We start from the raw sequence: 23194 nt of genomic DNA on the forward strand, positions 1-23194 counted from the left end.
CGTATGAACACCATTAAAGGACCGGCCATATTTTTAGCACAGTTTATTGGGAACGAAGCGCCTTTTAACGATCTGAAGTCGATTTGCCAATGGGCGACAGGCTTGGGTTACAAAGGCGTACAGCTGCCAACCAACGATCTGCGTTTTATTGACCTGCAAAAGGCGGCTGATAGTAAAACCTATGCCGACGAGATAAAAGGGATAGTGAACGAGGCAGGTTTAGAGATAACAGAGCTTTCTACACACCTGCAAGGGCAACTGGTAGCCGTTAACCCGGCTTACGATAGCCTTTTTGATGCTTTTGCGCCCGATAAGGTTAAAGGCAACCCTGCCGAAAGGCAAAAATGGGCGGTATCGCAATTACATGCTGCCGCTAAAGCATCAAAAAACCTTGGGCTAAACGCGCATGTAACTTTTAGCGGCGCGTTAATTTGGGGCATGGTTTACCCGTGGCCGCAACGCCCCGCCGGTTTGGTTGATGCCGCTTTTGATGAGCTGGCCAAACGCTGGGAGCCTATCCTGAACGTATTTGACGAGAACGGAATTGACCTTTGTTACGAGATACACCCGGGCGAAGACCTGCACGATGGCGTTAGCTATGAAAGATTTTTGGGCAAAGTTAACAACCATAAGCGCGCTAACTTGTTATATGATCCGTCGCACTTTATATTGCAGGCTATGGATTACCTGGAATACATTGACATTTACCACGAACGCATTAAAATGTTCCATGTAAAAGATGCCGAATTTAATCCTACCGGCAGGCAGGGTGTTTACGGCGGTTATGCCGATTGGATTGACCGTGCAGGCCGTTTCCGTTCACTTGGCGACGGGCAGGTTGATTTTAAAGGCATTTTTAGCAAGCTTACCCAGTACGATTATAAAGGTTGGGCAGTGCTTGAATGGGAGTGTGCTTTAAAAAATTCGGAAGATGGTGCACGCGAAGGCGCACAATTTATAAAAGACCATATCATCAGGGTTACAGACCGTGCCTTTGATGATTTCGCTGCATCCGGCAGCGATGACGCATTTAACAGATCACTATTAGGACTATAAATTTAAAAAACGCAACAATGAAAAAGGTATTCATAATATTAGGTATAAGCTTAGCTTTAGCTGCATGTGGCGGCAATAAACCAGCCGAGGGCGACAAAAGCGATAGCGCAGCATCAAGCAACAATAACGCTGTAGCACAACAGCCAAACGCAGATACTTCTGCAACCAAAATAGGTACTGATAACAATAGCGGTACATCTGGCAACAAAGGCGAAACTTTAATGGCTAATAACGATTGTAACACCTGCCACAACGCGCAAACCAAAGTAATTGGCCCTGCGCTGGTTGATATCGCCAAAAAATATAAAGACAGCGATATTGATATGCTGGCCGAAAAGGTTATTAAAGGAGGCAGCGGCAACTGGGGCACTGTACCAATGACCGCACACGCCGATCTTCCGTTAGCTGATGCTAAAGAAATGGTAAAATATATTTTATCAGTAAAATAACACTAAACCTAACCAATTTAAACCAAAACCAATTATGACCGTAACAACACGCGTTAAGTTATCTACCATGATGTTCCTGGAGTTTTTTATCTGGGGTGCATGGTTTGTAACAATGGGGACTTATTTAGGCAAAACATTAGGTGCAACCGGTGTACAAAACGGTAATGCTTATGCAACACAATCATGGGGTGCAATCATTGCACCCTTCATTATTGGGTTAATTGCCGACAGATTTTTCTCGGCCCAAAAAGTTTTGGGTATTTTACATTTAACCGGCGCGGCGTTGCTGTATTATATCACAACTATCCCCAATTTTGATGGTTTTTTCCCCATTATATTGGCTTACATGATCGTTTATATGCCAACACTGGCACTGGTAAATTCGGTGTCGTTTAAGCAAATGGCAAACCCAAGCAAAGAATTTCCGCCTATCCGTATATTCGGTACCGCAGGCTGGATCATTGCTGGTTTAACCATCGGTTGGCTTGGCTGGGAGCAAAGCAATTCATTAGTATTAACCTTTAAAATGGCGGCTATTGCTTCATTGGTATTGGGTTTATTAAGCTTTACTTTACCTGCTACACCTCCGGCTAAAAAGGGCCAGAAAACTTCATTAAGTGATATCATGGGTTTAGATTCCATAGGCTTATTAAAGAACAGGTCATACCTTATTTTCTTCCTGGCTTCGGTTGCTATATGCGTGCCTTTGGCATTTTACTACAACTTTACTAATCCATTCCTTAACGAGGTTGGTATGAAGGCTGCTGCAGGTAAACAATCAATGGGGCAGATCTCCGAGCTTGCTTTTATGGCCCTGATGCCTTTGTTTTTTGTACGCCTTGGCGTTAAAAAAATGCTGGCTGTGGGTATGATTGCTTGGGTATTACGTTACATATTTTTTGCTTACGGCGATACCGGTTCAAACTACTGGATGCTTATTGCAGGTATTGTGATGCATGGTATCTGCTACGATTTCTTCTTCGTAACGGGCCAGATCTATACCGATAACCTTGCAGGCGAACGTTTTAAAAGCGCGGCACAAGGTTTTATTACACTGGCAACTTACGGGGTAGGAATGCTTATTGGTTCGTACATTTCAGGGCCAATAGTAGATCATTGGAAAATATCTGACACCGCTCACAACTGGACAACCATTTGGCTGATACCTGCAGGTATTGCAGCATTTGTATTCCTGGTGTTTGTTCTTTTCTTTAAAGATACCAACCAGATACAAACACAACCGGGTTTGGATATTGAAGAACCACAAGGCAGGGTAGAAGTATAACTATGGCAGCTACAAACAGAAGATCGGCGATAAAGAACCTGCTTGCGGGTACCGCGGCAATAAGCACAGCGGGCATGCTCTCGTCTTTTAAACCCGGCGAAAAAGAATTAATGGCTGATAAATTAAAAGGTAATATAAACCATGCGGTATGCCGTTGGTGTTATGGCGATATTTCTGTTGAGCAGCTTTGCGCTGCCGCGAAGGATATCGGCATAAAAGGCATCGACCTGGTTGGCCCCGAAGATTGGCCTACATTGAAAAAATACGGGCTGTTCTCGTCAATGTGTAATGGTGCCGAGATAAACCTTACCGATGGGTTTGGCGATATGCAGTTCCACGCCCAGTTGCATAAGCAATATTCGGCCATGATACCAAAGGTTGCTGCTGCAGGTTACAAAAACCTGATCTGCTTTAGCGGTAGCCGCAGAGGTAAAACCGATGAAGAAGGCTGGAAGAATTGCGTGGAAGGTTTAAAACCTATGGTAAAGCTGGCCGAGCAGCACAATGTTGTTTTAGTAATGGAATTGCTTAACAGCAAAATTGACCACAAGGATTATCAATGCAACCATACTGCCTGGGGAGCTGAACTTTGCAAAAGGCTGGGATCGGAAAACTTTAAGCTGCTGTACGATATTTACCACATGCAGATAGATGAAGGTGATGTGATCCGTAATATCCGCGAACATCACCAGTATATTGCGCATTACCATACAGGCGGCGTACCGGGCCGTAATGAAATAGACGAAACACAAGAACTTTTTTACCCCGCAATTATGCGTGCAGTTTTAGAGGTAGGGCACAAGGGTTTTGTTGCGCAGGAGTTTATCCCTAAGCAAAAAGACAAATTATTATCCTTGCGCAAGGCCGTGCATATTTGCGATGTTTAAACCTTATACAGGCCGATAGGTCTATAATAAACACTACATCAACCAAAATAAATATAATGACGAGCAGAAGAACATTTTTAGCACAGGCGGGCATCGTATCCGCAGGTATGGTACTTGCACCTCAGTTACTTTCGGCAAAAAGTAAAAACGGCGTAGGCCTGCAATTATACAGCTTACGCGATCAATTACCGAAGAACCCAAAGGGCGTAATTGCCAAAATTGCTAAAGCTGGCTACAGCGAAGTTGAAACATTTGGTTACTCAAAACAAAATGGCTTTTGGGGACTTAGCGCAAAAGAGTTTAGTACAGTGTTAAAAGCCAATGGGTTAAAAACACCAAGCGGCCACTATGGTATAGATGAGTTTTTTGGTACCGGCAAAATGGATGAGTTTAACAGCTACATTGAGGCTGCTAAAATTATCGGCCAAACCTACATTGTGATACCCGGCTTAAACCACGATTTTATTAAAACCGCTGCCGATTTTAATTCGATAGCCGATAAGATGAACAAAGCAGCTGCAATTTGCAAAACGCATGGTTTAAAACTGGGCTACCATAACCACAATTTCGAGTGGAAAGAAACCGAAGGCACAACCTTTTACGATACCATTTTAGCTAAAACAGACCCAACACTTGTAAGCATGGAAATGGACATCTACTGGGTTGTACGCGCAGGTCATGATCCGGTTAAGATCTTTGAAAAACATCCGGGCCGTTTTGCCATGGTGCATGTTAAGGATATGGATAAAGCCAATAATGAATTGAATACGGAAATTGGCAGCGGAAGTATCGACTTTAAAACAATACTGGGTAAGGCACAGCTTGCGGGCATCAAACACTTTATTGTTGAACAGGAAAACTTTACCAATATTGATCCATACAAGAGTATAGCGCAAAGCAGTGCATACATGAAAAACTCGTTGCATATTTAATTTAGCCAATCAATTAATAATAAATAAATGAAATACAGGATAATTTTAACCGCATTGCTAACAGGAGGAGCCTTTATGGCGAATGCACAAAATAAACCCGAGGATACCGAAAAATGGGAACCGGTACCACCGGTGGTTACAGCAGGTAAAGTTGTAGGTGAAGCACCTTCAGACGCTGTTATTTTATTTGACGGTAAAAGCGGCCTTAGCCAATGGAAAGATGTGGCAAGCGGCGGAGATGCAAAATGGGATGTAAAAGGCGATATATTAACAGTAAATAAATCGTCGGGTAATATCGAAACTAAAAAATCATTCGGTAACTACCAGTTACATATTGAATGGAAAGTACCTGCAAACATTACAGGTACAGGCCAGGGCCGTGGTAACAGCGGTGTTTTCTTAGCCTCAATTGGTAAAGGCGATGACGGTTATGAGTTACAGGTATTAGATTCGTACAATAATAAAACATACGTTAACGGCATGGCAGGGAGTATTTACAAACAGTTTATACCACTTGCTAACCCAACCAGGCCTCCGGGTGTATGGAACGTTTATGACGTGATCTGGACAGCCCCAACTTTTGATGGTGATAAAGTAAAAACCCCGGCCCGTGTAACCGTACTATTTAACGGTGTATTGGTTGAAAACAATATTGAGCTTTTAGGCCCAACGCAATATATAGGCACACCTGCCTACAGGAAGGCTCATGGCCCATCGCCAATTAAATTACAGGCACATGGCGATAAAAGCGAACCGCTTAGTTTCCGTAACATTTGGGTTAGGGAACTGTAATAGTATTTTTATTTTTTTAGTAAAAGCTTACCGGTACGGTAAGCTTTTTTTTGTTTTAGAGAAATTTCGGTATTGTTTCTTTTTTTGCATATTTTGAACTTATTATAATATGCTTCGTATAAGCTGATTGTAAACCAAATAAACCCTTAATAAATTTTTATTATTTACAATTTGCGGTATTAAATGTATAAGCATTTTATAACAATTATTCTGGTGCTTTGTGCTTTAACCGGTTTGGCGCAAAACCAAAGCCTGAAATTTGAGCATATAGGTGCAAGCGAAGGTTTGTCGCAAATAAACGTGTCAACCATTATACAGGATAGCCGCGGGTTTATGTGGATAGGGACACGCGATGGCCTCAATAAATACGATGGTTACAGTTTTACCACCTACAGGCACGATGCGCAGGACCCCCGGTCAATAACAAGCAGCATGGTAGCCGATATGATAGAGGATAAGGAGGGGAATATTTGGGTGGCAACTATTATAGGCCTCAATAAGATAGATCGTAAAACCGGCCGTATCATACAATATAAACACGATGATAAAACGCCCAACTCCATATCCAACAATATACTAAACAAACTTGCAGTTGATGAAAGGGGCAATATCTGGATAGCCGGCCAGGGAGGTTTGGATTACCTTAATACCCGTAATAATACGTTTAAACATTACAGGCATATTGATAGTGATGCCGGTACCCTAAGCGACAATAACGTAAGTTTTGTATATATAAGGGCCGATAATAGTGTTTGGGCTGGCACTTTTAACGGCGGGCTGCAAGTTTTGGAAAAAAAAACCGGGACGTTTAAAAAGTACCGGTACGATCTGCAAAACCCTAAGAGCATATCAAGTAATAACATCAGTTGTATTTTTGAGGATAGCAAGCGCCGCTTATGGGTAGGTACTCAAAATGCCGGGCTTAACTTATTTGATGAAAAAAACAGAACATTTACCCATTACCAGTACATAAATAGGGCTGATAATGGAATTACCAGCAATAACATATACTGCTTAAATGCCGATGCGAACGGGAAGCTGTGGATAGGAAGTGATAACGGCGGCCTTTGTATTCTAAACCCCGAAACAGGGGATGTAACGCGCTACCAGCATGATGATATAGACAAGAACAGCCTGAACGGAAATACGCTTTACGGTATTTGTAAAGACAGGTTAGGGAATATGTGGCTTGGCGCCTACAGTGGGGGGATAAATGTAGTTAGGCGTAGTATGGCCAGTTTTCCGCATTACAGGCATAGCTCGGATGCCAACAGCCTGTCAAATGATTTTGTGCTGGCCCTTTACGAGGATCCACAACAGAATTTATGGGTGGGTACAGATGGCGGCGGTTTAAATAAATTTAACCATAAGCAAGGCACTATAACCCATTACACCCAAAACAAAAATGAGAAAAACAGTATCGCAGGTAACTATGTGCTTACCGTTAACCAGGATTACGAAGGGAATTTTTGGATAGGTACCTGGGCAGATGGATTAAGTATATTTAACCCCAAAACCAATGTTTTTACCAATGTTAAAAACAACCCTAATAACCCCAACAGCCTGGGGGGTAATAATATTTATGCGCTTGTACATTCAAAAGACCATACCACGTGGATTGGCACCTATAATGATGGTTTAACCCATTACAATAAGAAGACTAAAAAATTCACGGTCTATAAAAATAATCCCGACGACCCGAATAGCTTAAGCAGCGACAGGGTTTACTCCTTACTGGAAGACAGTAAGAATAACTTGTGGGTGGGTACTTTTGATGGCGGCATAAACTTACTTGACAGGGAAACCGGTAAATTCACACGGTTCCAGTACAACAGCAAAAAAAATAGTATAAGTAACGATAACATCCCCGATATTTTTGAGGATAGCAAGGGTAATATTTGGTTCAGTACTTTTTCGGGCTTAAACCTGTTCGATCCGGTTAAAAAGCATTTTACCAACTTTTCAAAAAAAGATGGTTTGCCAAGCGATATCATTTACGCCGTACGCGAGGATGACAGCGGTAAATTATGGATCAGCACAAACAACGGCCTTTCGGTTTTTGACAGGGCTAAACACACCTTTAAAAATTACAGTATAGAAGATGGCCTGCAGGAGAAGGAATTTAAGTCGCATTCATCCTTCAAAGGCAGTAATAACAAGCTTTACTTTGGCGGCGTAAACGGGTTTAATGCTTTTACCCCGGGCCAGATACTAAAGCCGCAGGGTTTTTCGCCATTAGTTATCACTGCTTTCCAATTGTTTAATAAAACAGTAGCGCCTGCTAAAGATAAAAACGATAATTCGCCGCTTAAGCAGGATATAGAAGATGCCCGCTCTATTACGCTCAATCATAAGCAATCGGTTATATCACTGGAATTTGCTGCACTTGACTATACATCACCCGATAAAAAAAAATATGCGTATATACTGGAAGGCTTTGATAAGGAATGGAACTATGTAGGTTCGCGCAATACAGCAACCTATACAAATTTACCAGCCGGCACGTATGTTTTTAAACTGAAATATCAAAACCCGGAAGGGTCTTGGTCGCCGGTTACGTCGGGCCTCGAAATTATCAGCACACCACCATTTTGGTTAACATGGTGGTTTAAAACACTTGGTGCAGTAGTAATAGCTGTACTCATCTACATCATATTTATTGTGCGTGTACGATCAATAAAAGCGCAGAAAGCCATACTGGAGCAACAGGTAGAAGACCGTACCCTTCGCCTTGCCGAGATGACAAATGAAGAGCGCGTTTTGCGTGAAGATGCAGAAAAAGCCCGCGAGGAGGCCGAAAAAGCGAACAAAGCTAAAAGTATTTTCCTTGCCACCATGAGCCATGAGATACGCACACCAATGAATGGTGTGATGGGTATGGCAACGCTTTTGGCAAATACCAAACTGAACGCCGAACAAAAGGAATATACCGAAACGATAAAAAACTGTGGAGATTCGCTGCTCAATGTCATAAACGATATATTGGATTTCTCTAAGATAGAATCGGGCAATATGGAGTTGGATGAGCAGGATTTTGACCTGCGCGATTGTATAGAAGCCGTACTTGATGTTTTTGCCGAAAAGGCCGCCCGCTCAAACCTCGATCTGGTTTACCAGGTGGAACACGATGTGCCTTCGCAAATTATTGCTGATGGCTTTAGGCTTAGGCAGGTGCTGATCAACCTGGTAGGTAACGCTGTTAAATTTACCACCAAAGGCGAGGTATTTATATGTGTAAAACTAAAAAACAACCACGATAACCAGTTCGACCTCTTGTTTGAGATTCGCGACACGGGCATCGGTATCCCGCCGAATAAAATAGGCAGGCTGTTTAAGGCATTTTCACAGGTCGATTCAAGCACCACCCGTAAGTACGGCGGCACTGGTTTAGGTCTCGCCATCAGCGAAAAGCTGGTAAACTTAATGGGGGGCGAAATTGACGTGAAAAGCAAAGTGGGCAAAGGCACAACCTTCTCTTTTAATATACTGGCCAGGCCGGGTGTAAAGGCACAACGTAATTACGTGAATTTAAACACAGCCGAGATTCAGAACAAACAGATACTGGTTGTTGATGATAATAAAACCAACCGCGATATACTGGAAGAGCAATTAAAGCAATGGAACTTTATCCCGGTTATGGCAGCATCAGGCATGGGTGCTTTGAAAACGCTGGAGAAGAATGCTAATATCGACCTCGTTATAGCAGACATGAATATGCCCGAATTGGATGGGATTGAACTGGCACGCAAGATACGCGGGCATAGCCAGGTACCCATTATACTGCTTACATCAATGGGTAACGAACAAAGCCGCAATAACGCACATTTGTTTAATGTAGCCTTAACAAAGCCCACTAAACACCAATTGCTATACAAACATATTATTGAGCAGCTGAAAATAAGTAACGATGTAAAAACAGAGGTACAGGCCGTTAAAACGCCATTCTCTGAAGATTTTGCCAGGGTACACCCGATGACTATACTAATAGCCGAAGATAATACCATCAACCAAAAGCTCGCAAAATATATCCTCAATAAAATGGGCTACAAGCCTGATATTGTTGAGAACGGGCACGAAGCTATCAACGCCACGGTAAATAAGAAGTACGATCTGATACTGATGGACGTACAAATGCCCGAAATGGATGGTTTGGAGGCCACACGTTTCATTCGCCAGAACATGGAGCACCAGCCTGCAATTATTGCCATGACGGCTAATGCTATGGTAGAAGATAGAGAAGAATGCCTTGCGGCTGGTATGACCGGCTACTTAAGCAAGCCTTTAAAGTTGCAGGAACTGATGGATATTTTGGCTGATTGGGATGCAAATAAAGTAGCACAGTAATAAATGCAGTTGTGTTGTTTTTTAGATAAATTAGCTCGCAAAATATTTCGCCATGCTATCTTATAAAAAACTCTTTTGCTTTGCGCTATCTATCGTATTACTTATGCTTTCTTCGCCAATACTGATAGCGCAACCCGGGGGCTATTACTACCAGATAAAGGTCTATCATTTTAAAACACCGGCGCAGGAGGGTGCTATAGATAATTACCTGAAAACCGCTTATTTGCCCCTGCTGCACCAAAAAGGCTTTAAAAATATTGGCGTTTTTAAGCCGGTAGAAACAGACACCACCGACAGGCGTATCTATGTTTTTATCCCTTTTAAAAACTGGAAAAGCATCGAAACCCTTAACGCCTCGGCCGAACAGCCAAACAGCTTTGCTGCAAACAGCCAGGATTATACCAACGCCGCTTACAATAAACCGCCTTACAGCCGTTTAGAAACCATAATATTAACCGCATTTATAACCCGCCCACAGCCGGTGGCCCCCAAATTAACCGGCGACAGGGCCAAGCGTATTTATGAATTGCGTAGCTACGAAAGCCCTACCGAGGCCTTACATTATAACAAAGTACGTATGTTTAACAGCGGCGAAACCGATCTTTTCGACAGGCTTGGCTTTAATCCGGTATTTTATGGCAGCGTTATTGCAGGTAGCCATATGCCTAACCTGATGTACCTGACCACTTTTAACGATAAGGCCGACAGGGAAAAACATTGGGATGCTTTTGGCAAGGATGCACAATGGAAGGATCTTTCATCGCGAAAGGAATTTCAGAACAATGTATCTAAAGCGGATATAACATTTTTATATCCTGCGGATTACTCGGACTTTTAAAGAGATGCCCATGGCCCGCGAAAAAAAAGATTTTGATGCTATTGTAATTGGCTCTGGCCCCAACGGGCTGGCTGCAGCTATACTGATGCAGCAAAAAGGGCTTTCTGTATTACTGCTTGAGGGTAAAAGTGAGATAGGCGGCGGGTTGCGCTCGGCAGAGTTGACCTTGCCCGGTTTTAAGCACGACATTTGTTCGGCCATACACCCATTGGCCTCAGCTTCGCCTTTTTTTAAAACATTACCGCTGGCAAATCATGGCCTGAGTTATATTTACCCGGAAATAGATGCCGCCCACCCTTTAGAGCATGCAAATTCGGCTTTCCTATGCCGTAGTATTGACGAAACTGCGCAGCACTTAGGGGCTGATGAAAAAGCCTACAAAAAGCTGATGGGTTCGGTAACAAAAAACTGGCCTTTAATAGACGCGGATGTATTAGGCCCGCTGCATTTTCCAAAACATCCGCTGGCACTGGCAAGTTTTGGGCTGGATGCCATGAAGCCCGTAACCCTGTTAGCCAAAAGCTTTAAAACCAAGCAGGCAAAAGCACTTTTCGCCGGTATGGCGGCGCATGCTATACAGCCTTTAACCAATATGGCAACATCAGCCATAGCACTGGTATTAATGGCAGCCGGGCATTTACAAGGCTGGCCGGTTCCTGTAGGTGGCTCAAACAGTATTGCAAATGCACTGGCATCTTACTTTGTGTTGCTGGGAGGGAAAATAGAGACCAATACTTACGTAACATCATTACATCAACTTCCATCGGCATACGCACTTTTGTTTGATATCACACCAAAACAATTACTGCAGATTGCCGGGCACAAGTTCTCATCAATTTACAAATGGCAGCTGGAACGTTACCGTTACGGACTGGGCGTTTATAAAATAGACTGGGCTTTAGATGAGGCTATTCCATTCACATCTGACGGGTGCAGAAAAGCGGGTACCATACACCTTGGCAATACCCTGAATGAGATTCGCGATGCCGAGCAGCAAACCTGGAACGGCAAACATCCCGATAAACCTTACGCGCTGTTGGCACAGCAAAGCATTTTTGATAGTACCCGTGCACCAAAAGGCAAACATACCGCGTGGGCATATTGCCACGTGCCAAACGGCTCTAAACATAACATGACGGAAGCCATTGAAAAACAGGTTGAGCGTTATGCACCCGGCTTTAGGGATATTATTTTGGCCAAACATACCATGGATGCCATGGAAATGGAAGAATATAACCCCAATTATATTGGCGGGGATATTAACGGTGGGGTGATAGATATTGGGCAGCTTTTTACCAGGCCCGTGCTTCGTTATTCGCCTTATAAAACTTCTGAGAAGGGTATGTACATTTGCTCGTCATCAACACCTCCCGGTGGTGGGGTACACGGTATGTGTGGATACTATGCCGCTAAAAAAGCATTAAAAGATGTGTTTGATATTACTGACGATACCCTTGAAAGAAAATAGGGGGCCAGATATACTTTGGATGGGCTACGAAAAGATACCGTGTATTCGCGGCTAAATTGTTATTTTGTTTAATAAACTAAAACTGCAGTATTGAAAGTATTACATAGTGTACACCCCGGGGATTTTAAAAGTTACGATACGCAAAAGATCCGTGAGAATTTTTTAATGGAGAACCTGGTTGAGCCCGGCAAGGTAAACCTGGTTTACACCCACTACGACAGAATGATCGTTGGCGTGGCTAACCCGGCTGGTGAAAAGATCGCCTTGCCCAATTACCCAAATCTGCGTGCCAATTTTTTTTTAGAACGCCGCGAAATGGGGATCATTAATGTTGGCGGCAATGGCGAGGTAATTGCTGATGGCAAAACCTACCCTGTTAATAAACTCGATTGCCTTTATTTGGGCAAAGGGGTAAAAGAGGTACATTTTGCAAGCAGCAGTGCAGCAAAGCATGCTGTTTTTTATATCCTGTCGGCACCGGCGCATGCCGTATGTGCAACCACGTTATTATCAAACGCCGAAGCAGTGAAGGTAACCCTGGGCAGCCTGGCTACAGCAAACCTGCGTACCATAAATAAATACATCCACCACGAAGGGATAAAAAGCTGCCAGTTGGTAATGGGTTTAACTATTTTGCACGAAGGCAGTGTTTGGAACACCATGCCCGCACATGTGCATGACCGCCGCATGGAAGCGTATTTTTATTTTGATATACCTGCCGGGCAAAAGGTATTTCATTATATGGGCGAGGCACACGAAACCCGCCATATTATAACAGACAATTACAATGCGGTAGTTTCGCCGCCGTGGAGCATTCATTCAGGTAGCGGTACTGCCAGCTATAGCTTTATTTGGGGCATGGCAGGCGAAAACCTGGACTATACCGATATGGATGCTTTAGCGATAACAGATCTAAGATAATAAAGCATGAACAACAGATATTCGCTTGAAGGCAAAGTTGTAGTAGTAACAGGCGGTACGGGCATATTAGGTAATTCGTTTGTGAACGGTATTGTAGAGGCCGGTGGCGCAGTTGGTATATTAGGCCGTAACAGGCAGGTTGCCGAAGAACGTGCAGAAGCCATCAACAAAAAAGGTGGTAAAGCCATAGCACTGATTGCTGATGCCATGAATGAAACCGAGCTTATTGCCGCACGCACATTGCTGCTTGATAAGTTTGGCCGTTTAGACGGGCTTGTAAACGCCGCAGGGGGCAATATGCCCGATGGTGTACTACATCCCAACGAAGATATTTTTGCCATGAAAATAGATGGCATGAAAAAAGTAACCGACCTGAACCTTTGGGGCACCCTTATCCCTACACAGGTATTTGGCGAGGCTATTGCCAAAACGGGTGGGGGGAGCATAGTCAATATTTCATCCATGAATTCAAAAAGGGCTATTACAAAGGTATTGGGCTACAATATGGGTAAAGCCGCGGTTGATTGTTATACGCAATGGTTCGCGGTTGAGCTGGCTAACCGTTATGGTGATGCCATCCGCATGAATGCCCTTGCACCCGGCTTTTTCCTGACCGAACAAAACCGTAACCTGCTTACCAAACCCGAAGGTGGCTACACCGAAAGGGGCGAACTGGTTATAAAACAAACCCCCTTTAAACGTTTTGGCCACCCGGATGAGCTGATAGGCGCACTGGTTTGGCTCTTAAGCGATGCATCGGCATTTGTAACCGGTTCTATGATCTGTGTTGACGGCGGGTTTTCTATATTTGGGGGTGTATAAAGCAATAACATAGTTATGGGTAAAGGACGTTTAGAAGCATTTAGCGACGGGGTACTGGCAATTATCATCACCATTATGGTGTTAGAGCTTAAAGTGCCGCATGATGCCAGCTGGGAAGCTTTGCGCCATCTGGGGCCGGTGTTTTTAAGTTATGTACTTAGCTTTGTTTATGTAGGTATCTACTGGAATAACCATCACCACATGATGCATGCGGCAAAGTCTGTTAACGGCGCTATTTTATGGGCTAACCTGTTCCTGCTGTTCTGGCTATCGCTTGTTCCTTTTGTTACGGCATGGATGGGCGAGAACCATTTTGCCCAACTGCCTGTTATTTGCTATGGCGCGGTGCTTATCATGAGCTCAATATCCTACGGTATATTGGTGGGTACGCTTATTAAGCACCATGGCGAAAACTCGGTACTTGCCCGCGCTGTTGGCAACGATACCAAGGGGAAGATCTCCACAGGCATCTACGCTGCCGCTATCGCCGTATCATTCATCCACTCATGGATAGCTTTTGTCATGTACTTTATAGTCGCTATTATCTGGTTTATCCCCGACAGGCGCATAGAGCGTAAATTAGCTGACGAAAAAGAAGGTCACCATACTAACTAAGTTCCTGCATCAGTTTATCAAAAGCCTCCTTCAGTTCGGCCAGTTCGGTTTCTACCTTACTCAGGCGTTCTTCCAGTTCGGATGTTGAAGCGCGGCGCAATGGTTCGTCCTGCGTGTCATCTTCAATAATAGTACCGCCTAAAAGATGGCGATAACGCACTTCTTTTTGCCCGGGGCGTTTTGGTAATTGCAATACATAAGGCATTTCGCCGCCGGCAAGTTTTTCCAGCATGGCCTGTACCTCGTCCAGGTCCTCAAACTCATACAACCTGCCCGAGTTGGTGTTGATCTCGCCCGGGGTTTGCGGCCCGCGCAGTATCAGCAAACAGATCACCGCCACCTCTGATGGTACCACCGGGAAAACAATACCAAAGTTGTGCTTGTACTTGGTAGCCCTGCTGCTGCCACCCGTGGCAGTAGAGATAAGCCCTTTACGTTTTAAGGTATCCAGCGCCAGCATAACGGTGTTCTCGTCGTAATCAACCACGGGCCTGCGCGCAGTTTTTTGGTTGCAGGCGGCGGTGAGGCCGTTAAGCGTCATGGGGTAATAATCGGGCGTGGTTTTGCTTTTTTCCATCAGCGAGCCCAGTACGCGTAGTTCGGTATCGGTTAAAACAGGTAAAGTTTGCGGTGTGTCCATGCACAAATATAACAAGTGGTTTCAAACTGAGGGTATAGTGTTTATCTTAGCCCGTAATATGACGGTTAGTATTTTAGGTTGCGGATGGTACGGATTAGCATTAGCAAAGGCACTTGTTGCCAAAGGCATTGTAGTTAATGGCTCTACCACATCGGCCGATAAACTCGACACGCTTCAAGCGGAAGGCATTACTCCCTTCATTATTGATCTATCGGCAGAGCATACCGCCCTGAACCCTGCATTTTTTACCTGTGATGTTTTAATTATAGCTATCCCGCCAAAAAGCCGTTCAGGAGAAGGGGCGGAGTACGTGCATAAGCTGCAGCGTGCTATTGATGCTGTTAATCAGGGCAGCGTTAAAAAGGTTATCCTCATCAGCTCTACAGGCGTGTACGCCGAGCAAAATATGGAGCTGAACGAGCTAAGCGACCCTAAACCAAACACGCCATCAGGCCTGATACTTTTTGATGCTGAGGAACTTTTCAGGCATCAAACCGGCTTTAAAACTACCATCATTCGTTTTGGCGGCCTTGTTGGCCCCGGCCGCGACCCGGGCAGGTTCTTTGCAGGTAAAAAAGATATACCAAACGGCCTGGCGCCTGTAAATATGATCCACCAGGACGATTGTATAGGCTTTACGCTTGCAGTAATGGCTAAAAATGCTTTTGGATATACCATGAACGCCTGTACACCGCACCATCCGCCAAAGTTTGCTTTTTATACACAAGCCGCTGCCAAAGCGGGACTGGAGCACCCCGTGTTTATACCTGAGTTGAAAGAATGGAAGATCATCAGCAGCGTAAACGCAGATGAGGTACTTGCATACCATTTTAAGATAAAAAATTGGTTTGAATGGTTGGCTTAAGCTGCTGAACAAATTAGATATTTTATTATTTTAGCGGTACCATGTCACAATACAGCATTCCACTTAAGTACCGCCGGATGGAGAACCTCCATATTGTTTTTTGGCTTTTTAAAGATATTGGCTGGTGCTTGTTCTGGAAACCGCTTGGCATTGTCATGATATTCCCCACATTGATCATATCCATTGTTATTGCTTACCGTACACGCCAAATGGCGTCAGAGCTATTCCATAACCTGGCCATCACGTTTTGGATAAGTGCAAATTCCTACTGGATGATAAGCGAGTTTATGCAGTTTGATGCCCTGCAGGTTTACGGCTGGATAACCTATAAACACCTGGCGCTGATACCATTTTTTATGGGGGTATTTTGCCTGGCTTACTATTATGCGATCTGGCAGCCAAGGCATCCGAATGAAATAGAAACAATGTAGATGTAGGCTCAGCTCACGCAAGCTGAAAGCCCGGTCGCTGGCGCAAGCTTTCAGCTTGTGACTAACCATAAAGTCAGCTTTCAGCTGACCCAAGCTGAAAGCTTGATAAATGCTTCACACAAGATACGCTGCGCTAATCTTGCGCGAGCTTAATTTGTTACATTATATTAAACGGGTTTTTCCTGAAATGCTCAATTTTGGCCATAAACATAATTGCCATTTTATTGGCCCGCCATTTAGCTTCGGTAGCTTTATCACCGCTAAACAATTCATCAACTGTTTTGGTAAATAATGCAAGCCACTGCTCAAAATGCTCGGGGCCAACCGGGAGTTGTGCATGCGGCGGGAAAGGGCGGCCATCATAGGTGTATTCTTCCAATAGTATGGTTTGCCAAAAACGGTACATTTTATCCAGGTGTATGGGCCATTTACCCTTTATGCGGTCGTTAAATATAGGGCCTAACAACTCGTCTGCTTGTATCCTTTGGTAAAAGGTATCTACAAGCAGTTTAATGTCATTAAGCGTTAATATTTCCTGGCGGAATTGCATGGGGTAAAGGTAGGTATTAAGTTAGCCAACTACGCAATCCAAAAGTCCGCAGAAAGTAAAAGATAATTATCGCTGGCGCAAGCTGAAAGATTGTTACATACTTTCACACAAGATACGCTGCGCTAATCTTGCGCGGGCAATTATGTGTTTTGTCATGGTGAGCCTGTCTAACCATTCGCCGCTGTGCCAATCCTTCGACAAGCTTAGGATGAAGGGGGAATTATCGCTGGCGCAAGCTTTCAGCTTGTGACTAACCATAAAGTCAGCTTTCAGCTTACACAAGCCGAAAGCTTGTTACATGGTTTCACACAAGATACGCTGCGCTAATCTTGCGCGGGCAAGGTTTTGTCATGGTGAGCCTGTCGAACTACGCTACGCTAATCTTGCGCAGGCCAATACTTACAACCTCTTTATCTCCACTTTCTTAAACCATACATCGGCGCCATGGTCCTGCAGGGCTATACGGCCTTTTTTGTAAGTGCCAAAGCCGGGCCACTCCTTAAACTTGCTGCCGGCTATCAGTTTGTTCCAGTTGGCATCCCACATAGAGGTTTGTAATACCACCTCGTGGTTAACCAAAATGGTAAGCTTGCCCTTATCTGCAATTACCTCTGTTTTGTTCCATTTACCTGCCGGGTTAACGATCTCCTTATCTATCGACATCAAATCGTACAGATCACCCGCACGGTGTTTGATAAGTTTGCCGTCTTCGTTCTCTTTATTGTCAGCAATCTGGGTTTCGGGGCCGGTTTGCCATGGGTATTTATACCTGGTGGTGTCCTCGTGTACATAAAACATAATGCCACTGTTGCCCGCACGCGATATTTTCCATTCCACTTTCAGGTCGAAATTTTCGTACTCATCATTGGTCACAATATCGCCGCCGCCGGCGCTTTGCCAGTCGGCTTTTTTAGAGGCATCCAGGTGCAGCTCTCCATCCTTAAGCTTCCATGCCGAACCTACTGCACCCTTACCGTAAGTATGCCAGCCGGCCATTGTGCTATCTGCCAGTAAATTTACCCATTCGCCGGTTTGGGGTTCAGTAGTTTGGGTACTATCCTGGTAGTTGGCAGCTTTGCGGCCGGATGAATTACAGGCACTTATGGCTATGGCGGCAAACAAAACGAAGCTTATTTTTCTCATACAAACAGGTTTAAAGGTTTCCCTTTTTTATCTCATTAACAGCAAATGTGGCGGCCCTTGCGGTAAGGGCCATGTATAAAATGGATGGGCTTTGGTTGCCGGTACTGGTCATGCAGGCACCATCAGTAACAAACACGTTTTTGCAGGCGTGTAATTGATTGTTGGCGTTTAGCATGGAAGTTTTTGGATCTTTACCCATGCGTACCCCGCCCATCTCATGTATATCTAACCCGGGAGATTGCTTATTGTTGTACTTATTGATGTTTTTTACACCTGCTTTTTCCAGCATAGCCGCAGTTTCGTTCAAAAAATCCTCAGTCATCAGGTCGTCGTTGGGGTGGTATTCTACTGATGTTACCAGTAGTGGAATACCCCATTGGTCTTTTTCGGTATCGCTGAGGCGTACATGGTTGGTTTCTACCGGTACGGTTTCGCCTTGCAGGTAGGCAAATACATGCCAGCCGCCGGGTTCGCAAAGATCATCTTTGTATTTTTCGCCAACCTGCCCGCTCTCGCTATCATTAGGATGCTGGTCGCGATAGGCATTCATAAAGGTAGTGTAACCGCCAAAGTATTTGGTATCGCGCTGGTGCAGGTTGCGGTAGTTTACCAGTATCAGGTCGGTAGGGTTACGGCCGAAATAGTATTTATCCAGATAGCCATCCAGGGTACCCGAAACCGAAGCGCGGTAATTATGGAAAGCAATGTATTTGCCCAGCACGCCGCTATCATTACCCAGCCCGTTAGGGAAACGTTTTGATTTTGAATTAAGCAGAATGAGGTTTGTATTTAATGCCGAAGCATTCATGAAGATCACTTTGGCATGGTACTCTATAACCTCTTTGGTGTTGGCATCAATGATGCGTACGCCGCTTGCCTTGCCCAGTTTCTCGTCATAAATAACAGAATGCACCACCGAATGCGGGCGGATGGTAAGGTTGCCGGTTTTTTCGGCCCAGGGCAGGGTAGAAGAGTTCGAGCTGAAATATCCCCCAAACGGGCAGCCGCGCATACACATGTTACGCGCCTGGCATTTACCGCGGCCCTGGTCTAAATGAACCTGCTGCGGGTTGGTTAGGTGCGCCCAGCGTGCATGTACCAGGTGGCGGTCGGTATAATTATCTTTTAAGGATTGTTTGATGTGTTGCAGCGGCACGTTCATCTCAAACGGGGTTTGAAACTCTCCATCAGGCATAGCCTCCAGTCCATCTTTATTGCCGCAGATGCCGATGAACTTCTCTACATGCGAGTACCATGGTGCTACATCTTTGTAGCCGATAGGCCAGCCAATACCATAGCCAAAACGCTCTGGCGCGGTAAATTCAAACTCGCTCCAGCGTTGGGTGGCCCGGCCCCAGGTTAATGATTTACCGCCAACCTGGTACCCGCGGATCCAGTCGAACGGTTTTTCCTGTACGTAGGGATGGTCGGCATCCTTAACAAAAAAGTGGTCGCAATCATCGCCGTAACCGGCTGCCTTGGTTATCAGTGGGTTCTCTTTATAATGTTTAAGGCTCATGCGTCCCCGATAGGGAAATTCCCATGGCGGGGTAGTAGCAGTAGGGTAATCTTTTAAGTGTTTAACATCGCGGCCACGTTCTAAAACAAGGGTTTTAAGGCCCTGTTCGCAAAGCTCTTTAGCTGCCCAGCCACCGCTTATGCCCGACCCAATAACTATAGCATCAAATGTATTAGCGGCAGTAGTGGCCGCGTTTGTATCCGCAGAATTTATTGACATGAAGTTTAAAAATTGGTATTATAAAGATGCAATAAATTATCCGTAAAAGAAAGTTGGCAGATACTAATACGGCTATATAACTAAGCAAATATCATTGCCGTCCCATTTATGGGACGGACAGAAAAGCGGGTAATTGGCTTTAGCCAAACTATTTAATTTGGCTAAAGCCAATTAATTTTTGCTGCTTATCCGTTGACTTTAGCCAACGGCAATGAATTGTTTATGCGAAGTTGTATATCTCAGCTTCCATGCTCCAACCCGGATGCCGCATCCTGATCAAGCAGGATAAAAGCGTTTGATAGTGTTTGCAGGATGGATGCAGGCACTTCGGTAGTAACTGTTCCTTGCAAACTTTCGTGGATGATGTCGGCTTTTTTAGTGCCGGATGCTATGAGTACCGCCTTACGTGCTTCGGCAAGATGTTGTAAACCAAGGGTGATGCCCTCTGTTAGCGCGGTTTCTTTATTGAAATATTTTTGGCCAACCTGCACGGTAACCGGGTCTAATGCCGAGTGGTGGGCATATAAGTTGACAGGGGTGCCCGGCTCATTTAAGCCAAGGTGGCCGTTCATGCCGATGCCTACCATCATAATATCCAGCCCGCCTTTGCTGCTGATAAAGGTATTGACGCGCTCGCATTCCGCATCCAGGTTATCGGCCTTGGCATTAAACATGGTGATACTTTTAAACGGCTTATTTAACTTGCTAAAAAAGTGATGTTTAAAATAATAGCTGCAACTGCCCTCGTCGTTCTCATCCATGCCTACCCACTCATCAAGCGCAATAAAATGGCTTTGGCTCAGGTCTATCTGGCCATCATTCGCCCATTGTACTATGTAGTTTAACATTCCGGTTGGAGAATCGCCTGATGGGAAGCATAACACAGATGCAGGTTTTTCGGCCAGTTGTTGCGCAACCAGTTCGGCTGCTGCTGCAGACATGGCGTCGTAGGTATCGTATATCGCTATTTTCATTGTTAATCTTGTTTAGGGTTAAGCCACAGGTCTATAGGGCGGTCAACTTTTGGGTGGAATGGCAGGCTTATCTTTTTACCCTGCCCGGCAGAAGCATAGGCAGCGTAAAGTATTTCCAGCACGGCGCGGCCATCCTCGCCGGTTACCAGCGGGGTTTTATCTTCGCGTACGCATTCAATAAAGTGTTTTAATTCGTGCGGGTAGCCCTGGTTAAACACTTCCTCAAATATGGTGAAACTCCAGCCTGCAGATGTGTCGGCTTTTTCCATAGCGTAACCATACCCTTCGCGACTGTACGTTAACGCCGAGCTCCCCATAAACAGATCGGCATAAATAACGCCGCCTTTACCATAGATCTCGCAGCGGTCGTCCATACCGCCGTGTTTGGCCCAGCTATCTTCGGCAACGCAGGTAACGCCATTCTCAAATTCAACAATCACCACGGCGTTATCCTCGCCTTTGGTACGGTTACCGTGTAAAACGGTAGCCATAGTAGCATATACACTTTTAACTTTAGCGTTGCCCAGCATCCAGCGGAACCAGCCCATAGCATGGCAACCCATATCCATCAATACGCCACCACCGGCCAGGTTTATATCGTAAAACCAATCGGTATGCGGTCCGGAGTGTTTTTCGGCTTGTTTTAGCATGTACACCTCGCCAACGGCGCCTTCTTTTACCACCTGCCTTGCCCGCTCATACTTTGGCGCGAAGCAAAGCTCTTCGGCGTACATCAGTTTTACATTGTTGGCCTTGCAAACAGCTATCATTTCGTCGGCTTCCTCTAAGGTAACGGTCAGCGGTTTTTCTATAATAATGTGTTTGCCCGCATTGGCAGCCTTTATGGTATTAACAGCATGCAGGTAGTTGGGTACGCAAATATCTACCACCTGGCAATCGGTTTCGGCCAGCAGCTTATCTACATCATCAAAATATGCAGGGATGTGGTGTTTTTCGGCAAAGGCTTTGGCTTTATCAAAGTTACGGGCATAAACAGCCACAATTTCGGCCTCGGGGATAAAACGCTGGTACGATTCTACGTGGATATCTGATATGAATCCTGCTCCCAGGATGGCAACTTTAGTTTTGGTCATGATATAAATATTATAGATAGTTCATTTTTTTAAGGTAAGCCACCCAAACCACGTAAGCTTCGGGTTTAAGGTGCAGGCCCTCGTAGGTGTATTTGGCATCCAATCGGTTTTGTGCATCAATAAACAGGGGATGCAGGTTGATATAGGTATAACCCATTTTGGCGGCATTGGCTTTAAGCATCGCGTTTACCCGTGGGATATGCTCGGCCTTGTCATAATGTTGCGGAAAGTTCTTTACAGTTGGGTTTATGGGTAAGATGCTTTGCACATATATTTTAGTGGCGGGGCTCCCGGCTTTTACCTTGCTGATTATCTTAAAGTAATTATAGGCGATAACCGAATCGGGGATATCCTTGCCGATGTCATTAATACCTAACAAGATAAATAGCTTTTTAGGATGGCGGTTTATCACATCATCAATCCGTTTAAGCATGCCATAGGTAATATCGCCACCTATGCCACGGTTAAGCACGGTAGTATCGTTTAACAGTTTTGGCCAGTTACCCATTTCGGTAATGCTATTGCCCAAAAAAATAGTGCCGCCCTGTGTTACCGGCTGTTTCTTGAATTGTTCTAACCGTTCGGTGGTATGGTCGGGAATAAAGGGGATGGTGTCAAACAGGTTTTGGTTTGATGGCCTGGTTTGCGCCCGAGCAAAGGCCGGAAGCAGTAAAAGCAGCAGGAGGTACTTCTTCATAAATTTGTTTAGTTGGCGGCTAAAAATACAATAATTTGCGACCATTAAAGGCCGTTTTTTGGCGATTTTTTCCGTTTTGAGGGCGAAAAAAGGCGCTTATTTCGCAGTTAAAAAACCTGATTTTTCGTAAAATCCTGACAAATTATAAACAATTATAAATACAATAATGTTGCATTTGTGTTATCTTTGCAGCATGATCACACGGTTAAAAACCATAAAGCTGGATAATATAGGTATGACAGCCTCAACACTTTGCGCTATACATTGCGCGGCTGTGCCTATATTTTTTACCAGTTTACCTTTGCTTGGTCTTGGCTTTTTGGCCAACCCATGGGTAGAGTGGATTATGATCATTATTGCCCTGGTGGTTGGTATCTCATCTATCGGTAATTCGTTTTTTAAAGAGCACCACCGTATTTTACCTTTAGCTTTGCTGATTGCCGGGTTTGTTACCATTATTGTTGGGCATTTGTTTACCACTGGTTGGCTGGAGGCTATAATTGTACCCGCAGGGGGCATTACTATTGCGCTTGCGCATTTTGTAAATTATAAATATGCCGGTACCTGCAAGGCGGGCGGCAGCTTTTTCCATATTAAGCATGCGCACCCGCATGATGAGCAACAGGCTGCATAATTTTATTATTTTTGTACTA

22 protein-coding genes are annotated in these 23194 nt (G+C 44.7%); 15 read left to right on the forward strand and 7 right to left on the reverse strand.

Features of this window, described 5'->3' with window-relative positions:
• The first annotated feature begins 3 nt into the window (after positions 1 to 3).
• The 12 genes from IDJ75_RS14340 to IDJ75_RS14395 all read left to right on the forward strand — a co-directional run bounded on the left by IDJ75_RS14340 (position 4) and on the right by IDJ75_RS14395 (position 14409).
• Positions 4 to 1056, forward strand: coding sequence for a sugar phosphate isomerase/epimerase family protein (locus tag IDJ75_RS14340; RefSeq protein ID WP_191176318.1), 1053 nt, complete (start codon positions 4 to 6; stop codon positions 1054 to 1056).
• A 17-nt stretch (positions 1057 to 1073) separates the two neighbouring features.
• Positions 1074 to 1505 (forward strand): c-type cytochrome, encoded by a 432-nt coding sequence (locus tag IDJ75_RS14345; RefSeq protein WP_191176319.1) that lies wholly within the window; start codon positions 1074 to 1076, stop codon positions 1503 to 1505.
• A 34-nt stretch (positions 1506 to 1539) separates the two neighbouring features.
• Positions 1540 to 2790, forward strand: a complete 1251-nt coding sequence (locus IDJ75_RS14350) for a nucleoside permease (RefSeq protein WP_191176320.1) — start codon at positions 1540 to 1542, stop codon at positions 2788 to 2790.
• A 2-nt stretch (positions 2791 to 2792) separates the two neighbouring features.
• Positions 2793 to 3677, forward strand: a complete 885-nt coding sequence (locus IDJ75_RS14355; RefSeq protein ID WP_191176321.1) for a hydroxypyruvate isomerase family protein — start codon at positions 2793 to 2795, stop codon at positions 3675 to 3677.
• A 56-nt stretch (positions 3678 to 3733) separates the two neighbouring features.
• A complete protein-coding gene (locus IDJ75_RS14360) occupies positions 3734 to 4609 on the forward strand; it encodes a sugar phosphate isomerase/epimerase family protein (protein ID WP_191176322.1) in 876 nt (291 codons plus the stop codon).
• 27 nt (positions 4610 to 4636) lie between these two features.
• Positions 4637 to 5401, forward strand: a complete 765-nt coding sequence (locus IDJ75_RS14365; RefSeq protein ID WP_191176323.1) for a 3-keto-disaccharide hydrolase — start codon at positions 4637 to 4639, stop codon at positions 5399 to 5401.
• A 183-nt stretch (positions 5402 to 5584) separates the two neighbouring features.
• Positions 5585 to 9745 (forward strand): hybrid sensor histidine kinase/response regulator, encoded by a 4161-nt coding sequence (locus IDJ75_RS14370; protein WP_191176324.1) that lies wholly within the window; start codon positions 5585 to 5587, stop codon positions 9743 to 9745.
• Positions 9746 to 9797: 52 nt separating this feature from the next.
• Positions 9798 to 10583, forward strand: coding sequence for an NIPSNAP family protein (locus IDJ75_RS14375; RefSeq protein ID WP_191176325.1), 786 nt, complete (start codon positions 9798 to 9800; stop codon positions 10581 to 10583).
• 10 nt (positions 10584 to 10593) lie between these two features.
• Entirely contained in the window at positions 10594 to 12051 is a 1458-nt protein-coding gene (locus IDJ75_RS14380) for a phytoene desaturase family protein (RefSeq protein ID WP_191176326.1), read from the forward strand.
• A 90-nt stretch (positions 12052 to 12141) separates the two neighbouring features.
• The gene (kduI, locus tag IDJ75_RS14385; protein ID WP_191176327.1) at positions 12142 to 12972 is read left to right on the forward strand and encodes a 5-dehydro-4-deoxy-D-glucuronate isomerase; all 831 of its coding nucleotides are present in this window, start codon (positions 12142 to 12144) and stop codon (positions 12970 to 12972) included.
• Positions 12973 to 12978: 6 nt separating this feature from the next.
• A complete protein-coding gene (locus IDJ75_RS14390) occupies positions 12979 to 13794 on the forward strand; it encodes an SDR family oxidoreductase (protein ID WP_191176328.1) in 816 nt (271 codons plus the stop codon).
• A 15-nt stretch (positions 13795 to 13809) separates the two neighbouring features.
• Positions 13810 to 14409, forward strand: coding sequence for a TMEM175 family protein (locus tag IDJ75_RS14395; RefSeq protein WP_191176329.1), 600 nt, complete (start codon positions 13810 to 13812; stop codon positions 14407 to 14409).
• On the opposite strand, the gene IDJ75_RS14400 is transcribed toward IDJ75_RS14395, so the two are convergent.
• Positions 14402 to 15049 (reverse strand): YceH family protein, encoded by a 648-nt coding sequence (locus IDJ75_RS14400; RefSeq protein WP_191176330.1) that lies wholly within the window; start codon positions 15047 to 15049, stop codon positions 14402 to 14404. The genes IDJ75_RS14395 and IDJ75_RS14400 overlap by 8 nt on opposite strands.
• Between IDJ75_RS14400 and IDJ75_RS14405 the strand changes: the two genes are divergently transcribed.
• Together IDJ75_RS14405 and IDJ75_RS14410 are read left to right on the forward strand one after the other, a co-directional pair.
• Positions 15048 to 15914, forward strand: coding sequence for an SDR family oxidoreductase (locus tag IDJ75_RS14405; protein ID WP_191176331.1), 867 nt, complete (start codon positions 15048 to 15050; stop codon positions 15912 to 15914). The genes IDJ75_RS14400 and IDJ75_RS14405 overlap by 2 nt on opposite strands.
• A 41-nt stretch (positions 15915 to 15955) precedes the next feature.
• The gene (locus tag IDJ75_RS14410; RefSeq protein WP_224746610.1) at positions 15956 to 16345 is read left to right on the forward strand and encodes a hypothetical protein; all 390 of its coding nucleotides are present in this window, start codon (positions 15956 to 15958) and stop codon (positions 16343 to 16345) included.
• A gap of 157 nt (positions 16346 to 16502) precedes the next feature.
• On the opposite strand, the gene IDJ75_RS14415 is transcribed toward IDJ75_RS14410, so the two are convergent.
• The 6 genes from IDJ75_RS14415 to IDJ75_RS14440 form a co-directional block, all read right to left on the reverse strand.
• Complete coding sequence (locus tag IDJ75_RS14415) at positions 16503 to 16895, reverse strand: group III truncated hemoglobin (protein WP_191176332.1); 393 nt, start codon at positions 16893 to 16895, stop codon at positions 16503 to 16505.
• Positions 16896 to 17294: 399 nt separating this feature from the next.
• Positions 17295 to 18038, reverse strand: coding sequence for a 3-keto-disaccharide hydrolase (locus IDJ75_RS14420; RefSeq protein WP_191176333.1), 744 nt, complete (start codon positions 18036 to 18038; stop codon positions 17295 to 17297).
• Between the two features lie 10 nt (positions 18039 to 18048).
• A complete protein-coding gene (locus tag IDJ75_RS14425) occupies positions 18049 to 19776 on the reverse strand; it encodes a GMC oxidoreductase (protein WP_191176334.1) in 1728 nt (575 codons plus the stop codon).
• Positions 19777 to 20015: 239 nt separating this feature from the next.
• Positions 20016 to 20750 carry a 6-phosphogluconolactonase gene (locus IDJ75_RS14430; protein WP_191176335.1) on the reverse strand — a complete coding sequence of 245 codons (735 nt, stop codon included), beginning with the start codon at positions 20748 to 20750 and terminating at the stop codon, positions 20016 to 20018.
• Between the two features lie 2 nt (positions 20751 to 20752).
• Positions 20753 to 21844 (reverse strand): Gfo/Idh/MocA family protein, encoded by a 1092-nt coding sequence (locus IDJ75_RS14435; RefSeq protein ID WP_191176336.1) that lies wholly within the window; start codon positions 21842 to 21844, stop codon positions 20753 to 20755.
• A gap of 10 nt (positions 21845 to 21854) precedes the next feature.
• Entirely contained in the window at positions 21855 to 22541 is a 687-nt protein-coding gene (locus IDJ75_RS14440) for a GDSL-type esterase/lipase family protein (RefSeq protein WP_191176337.1), read from the reverse strand.
• Positions 22542 to 22734: 193 nt separating this feature from the next.
• Between IDJ75_RS14440 and IDJ75_RS14445 the strand changes: the two genes are divergently transcribed.
• The gene (locus tag IDJ75_RS14445) at positions 22735 to 23175 is read left to right on the forward strand and encodes a MerC domain-containing protein (RefSeq protein WP_191176338.1); all 441 of its coding nucleotides are present in this window, start codon (positions 22735 to 22737) and stop codon (positions 23173 to 23175) included.
• The last annotated feature ends 19 nt before the right edge of the window (positions 23176 to 23194 follow it).

Origin of the sequence: Mucilaginibacter rigui (genome assembly GCF_014773275.1) — a bacterium.
Taxonomy (GTDB): Bacteria; Bacteroidota; Bacteroidia; order Sphingobacteriales; family Sphingobacteriaceae; genus Mucilaginibacter; species Mucilaginibacter rigui_A.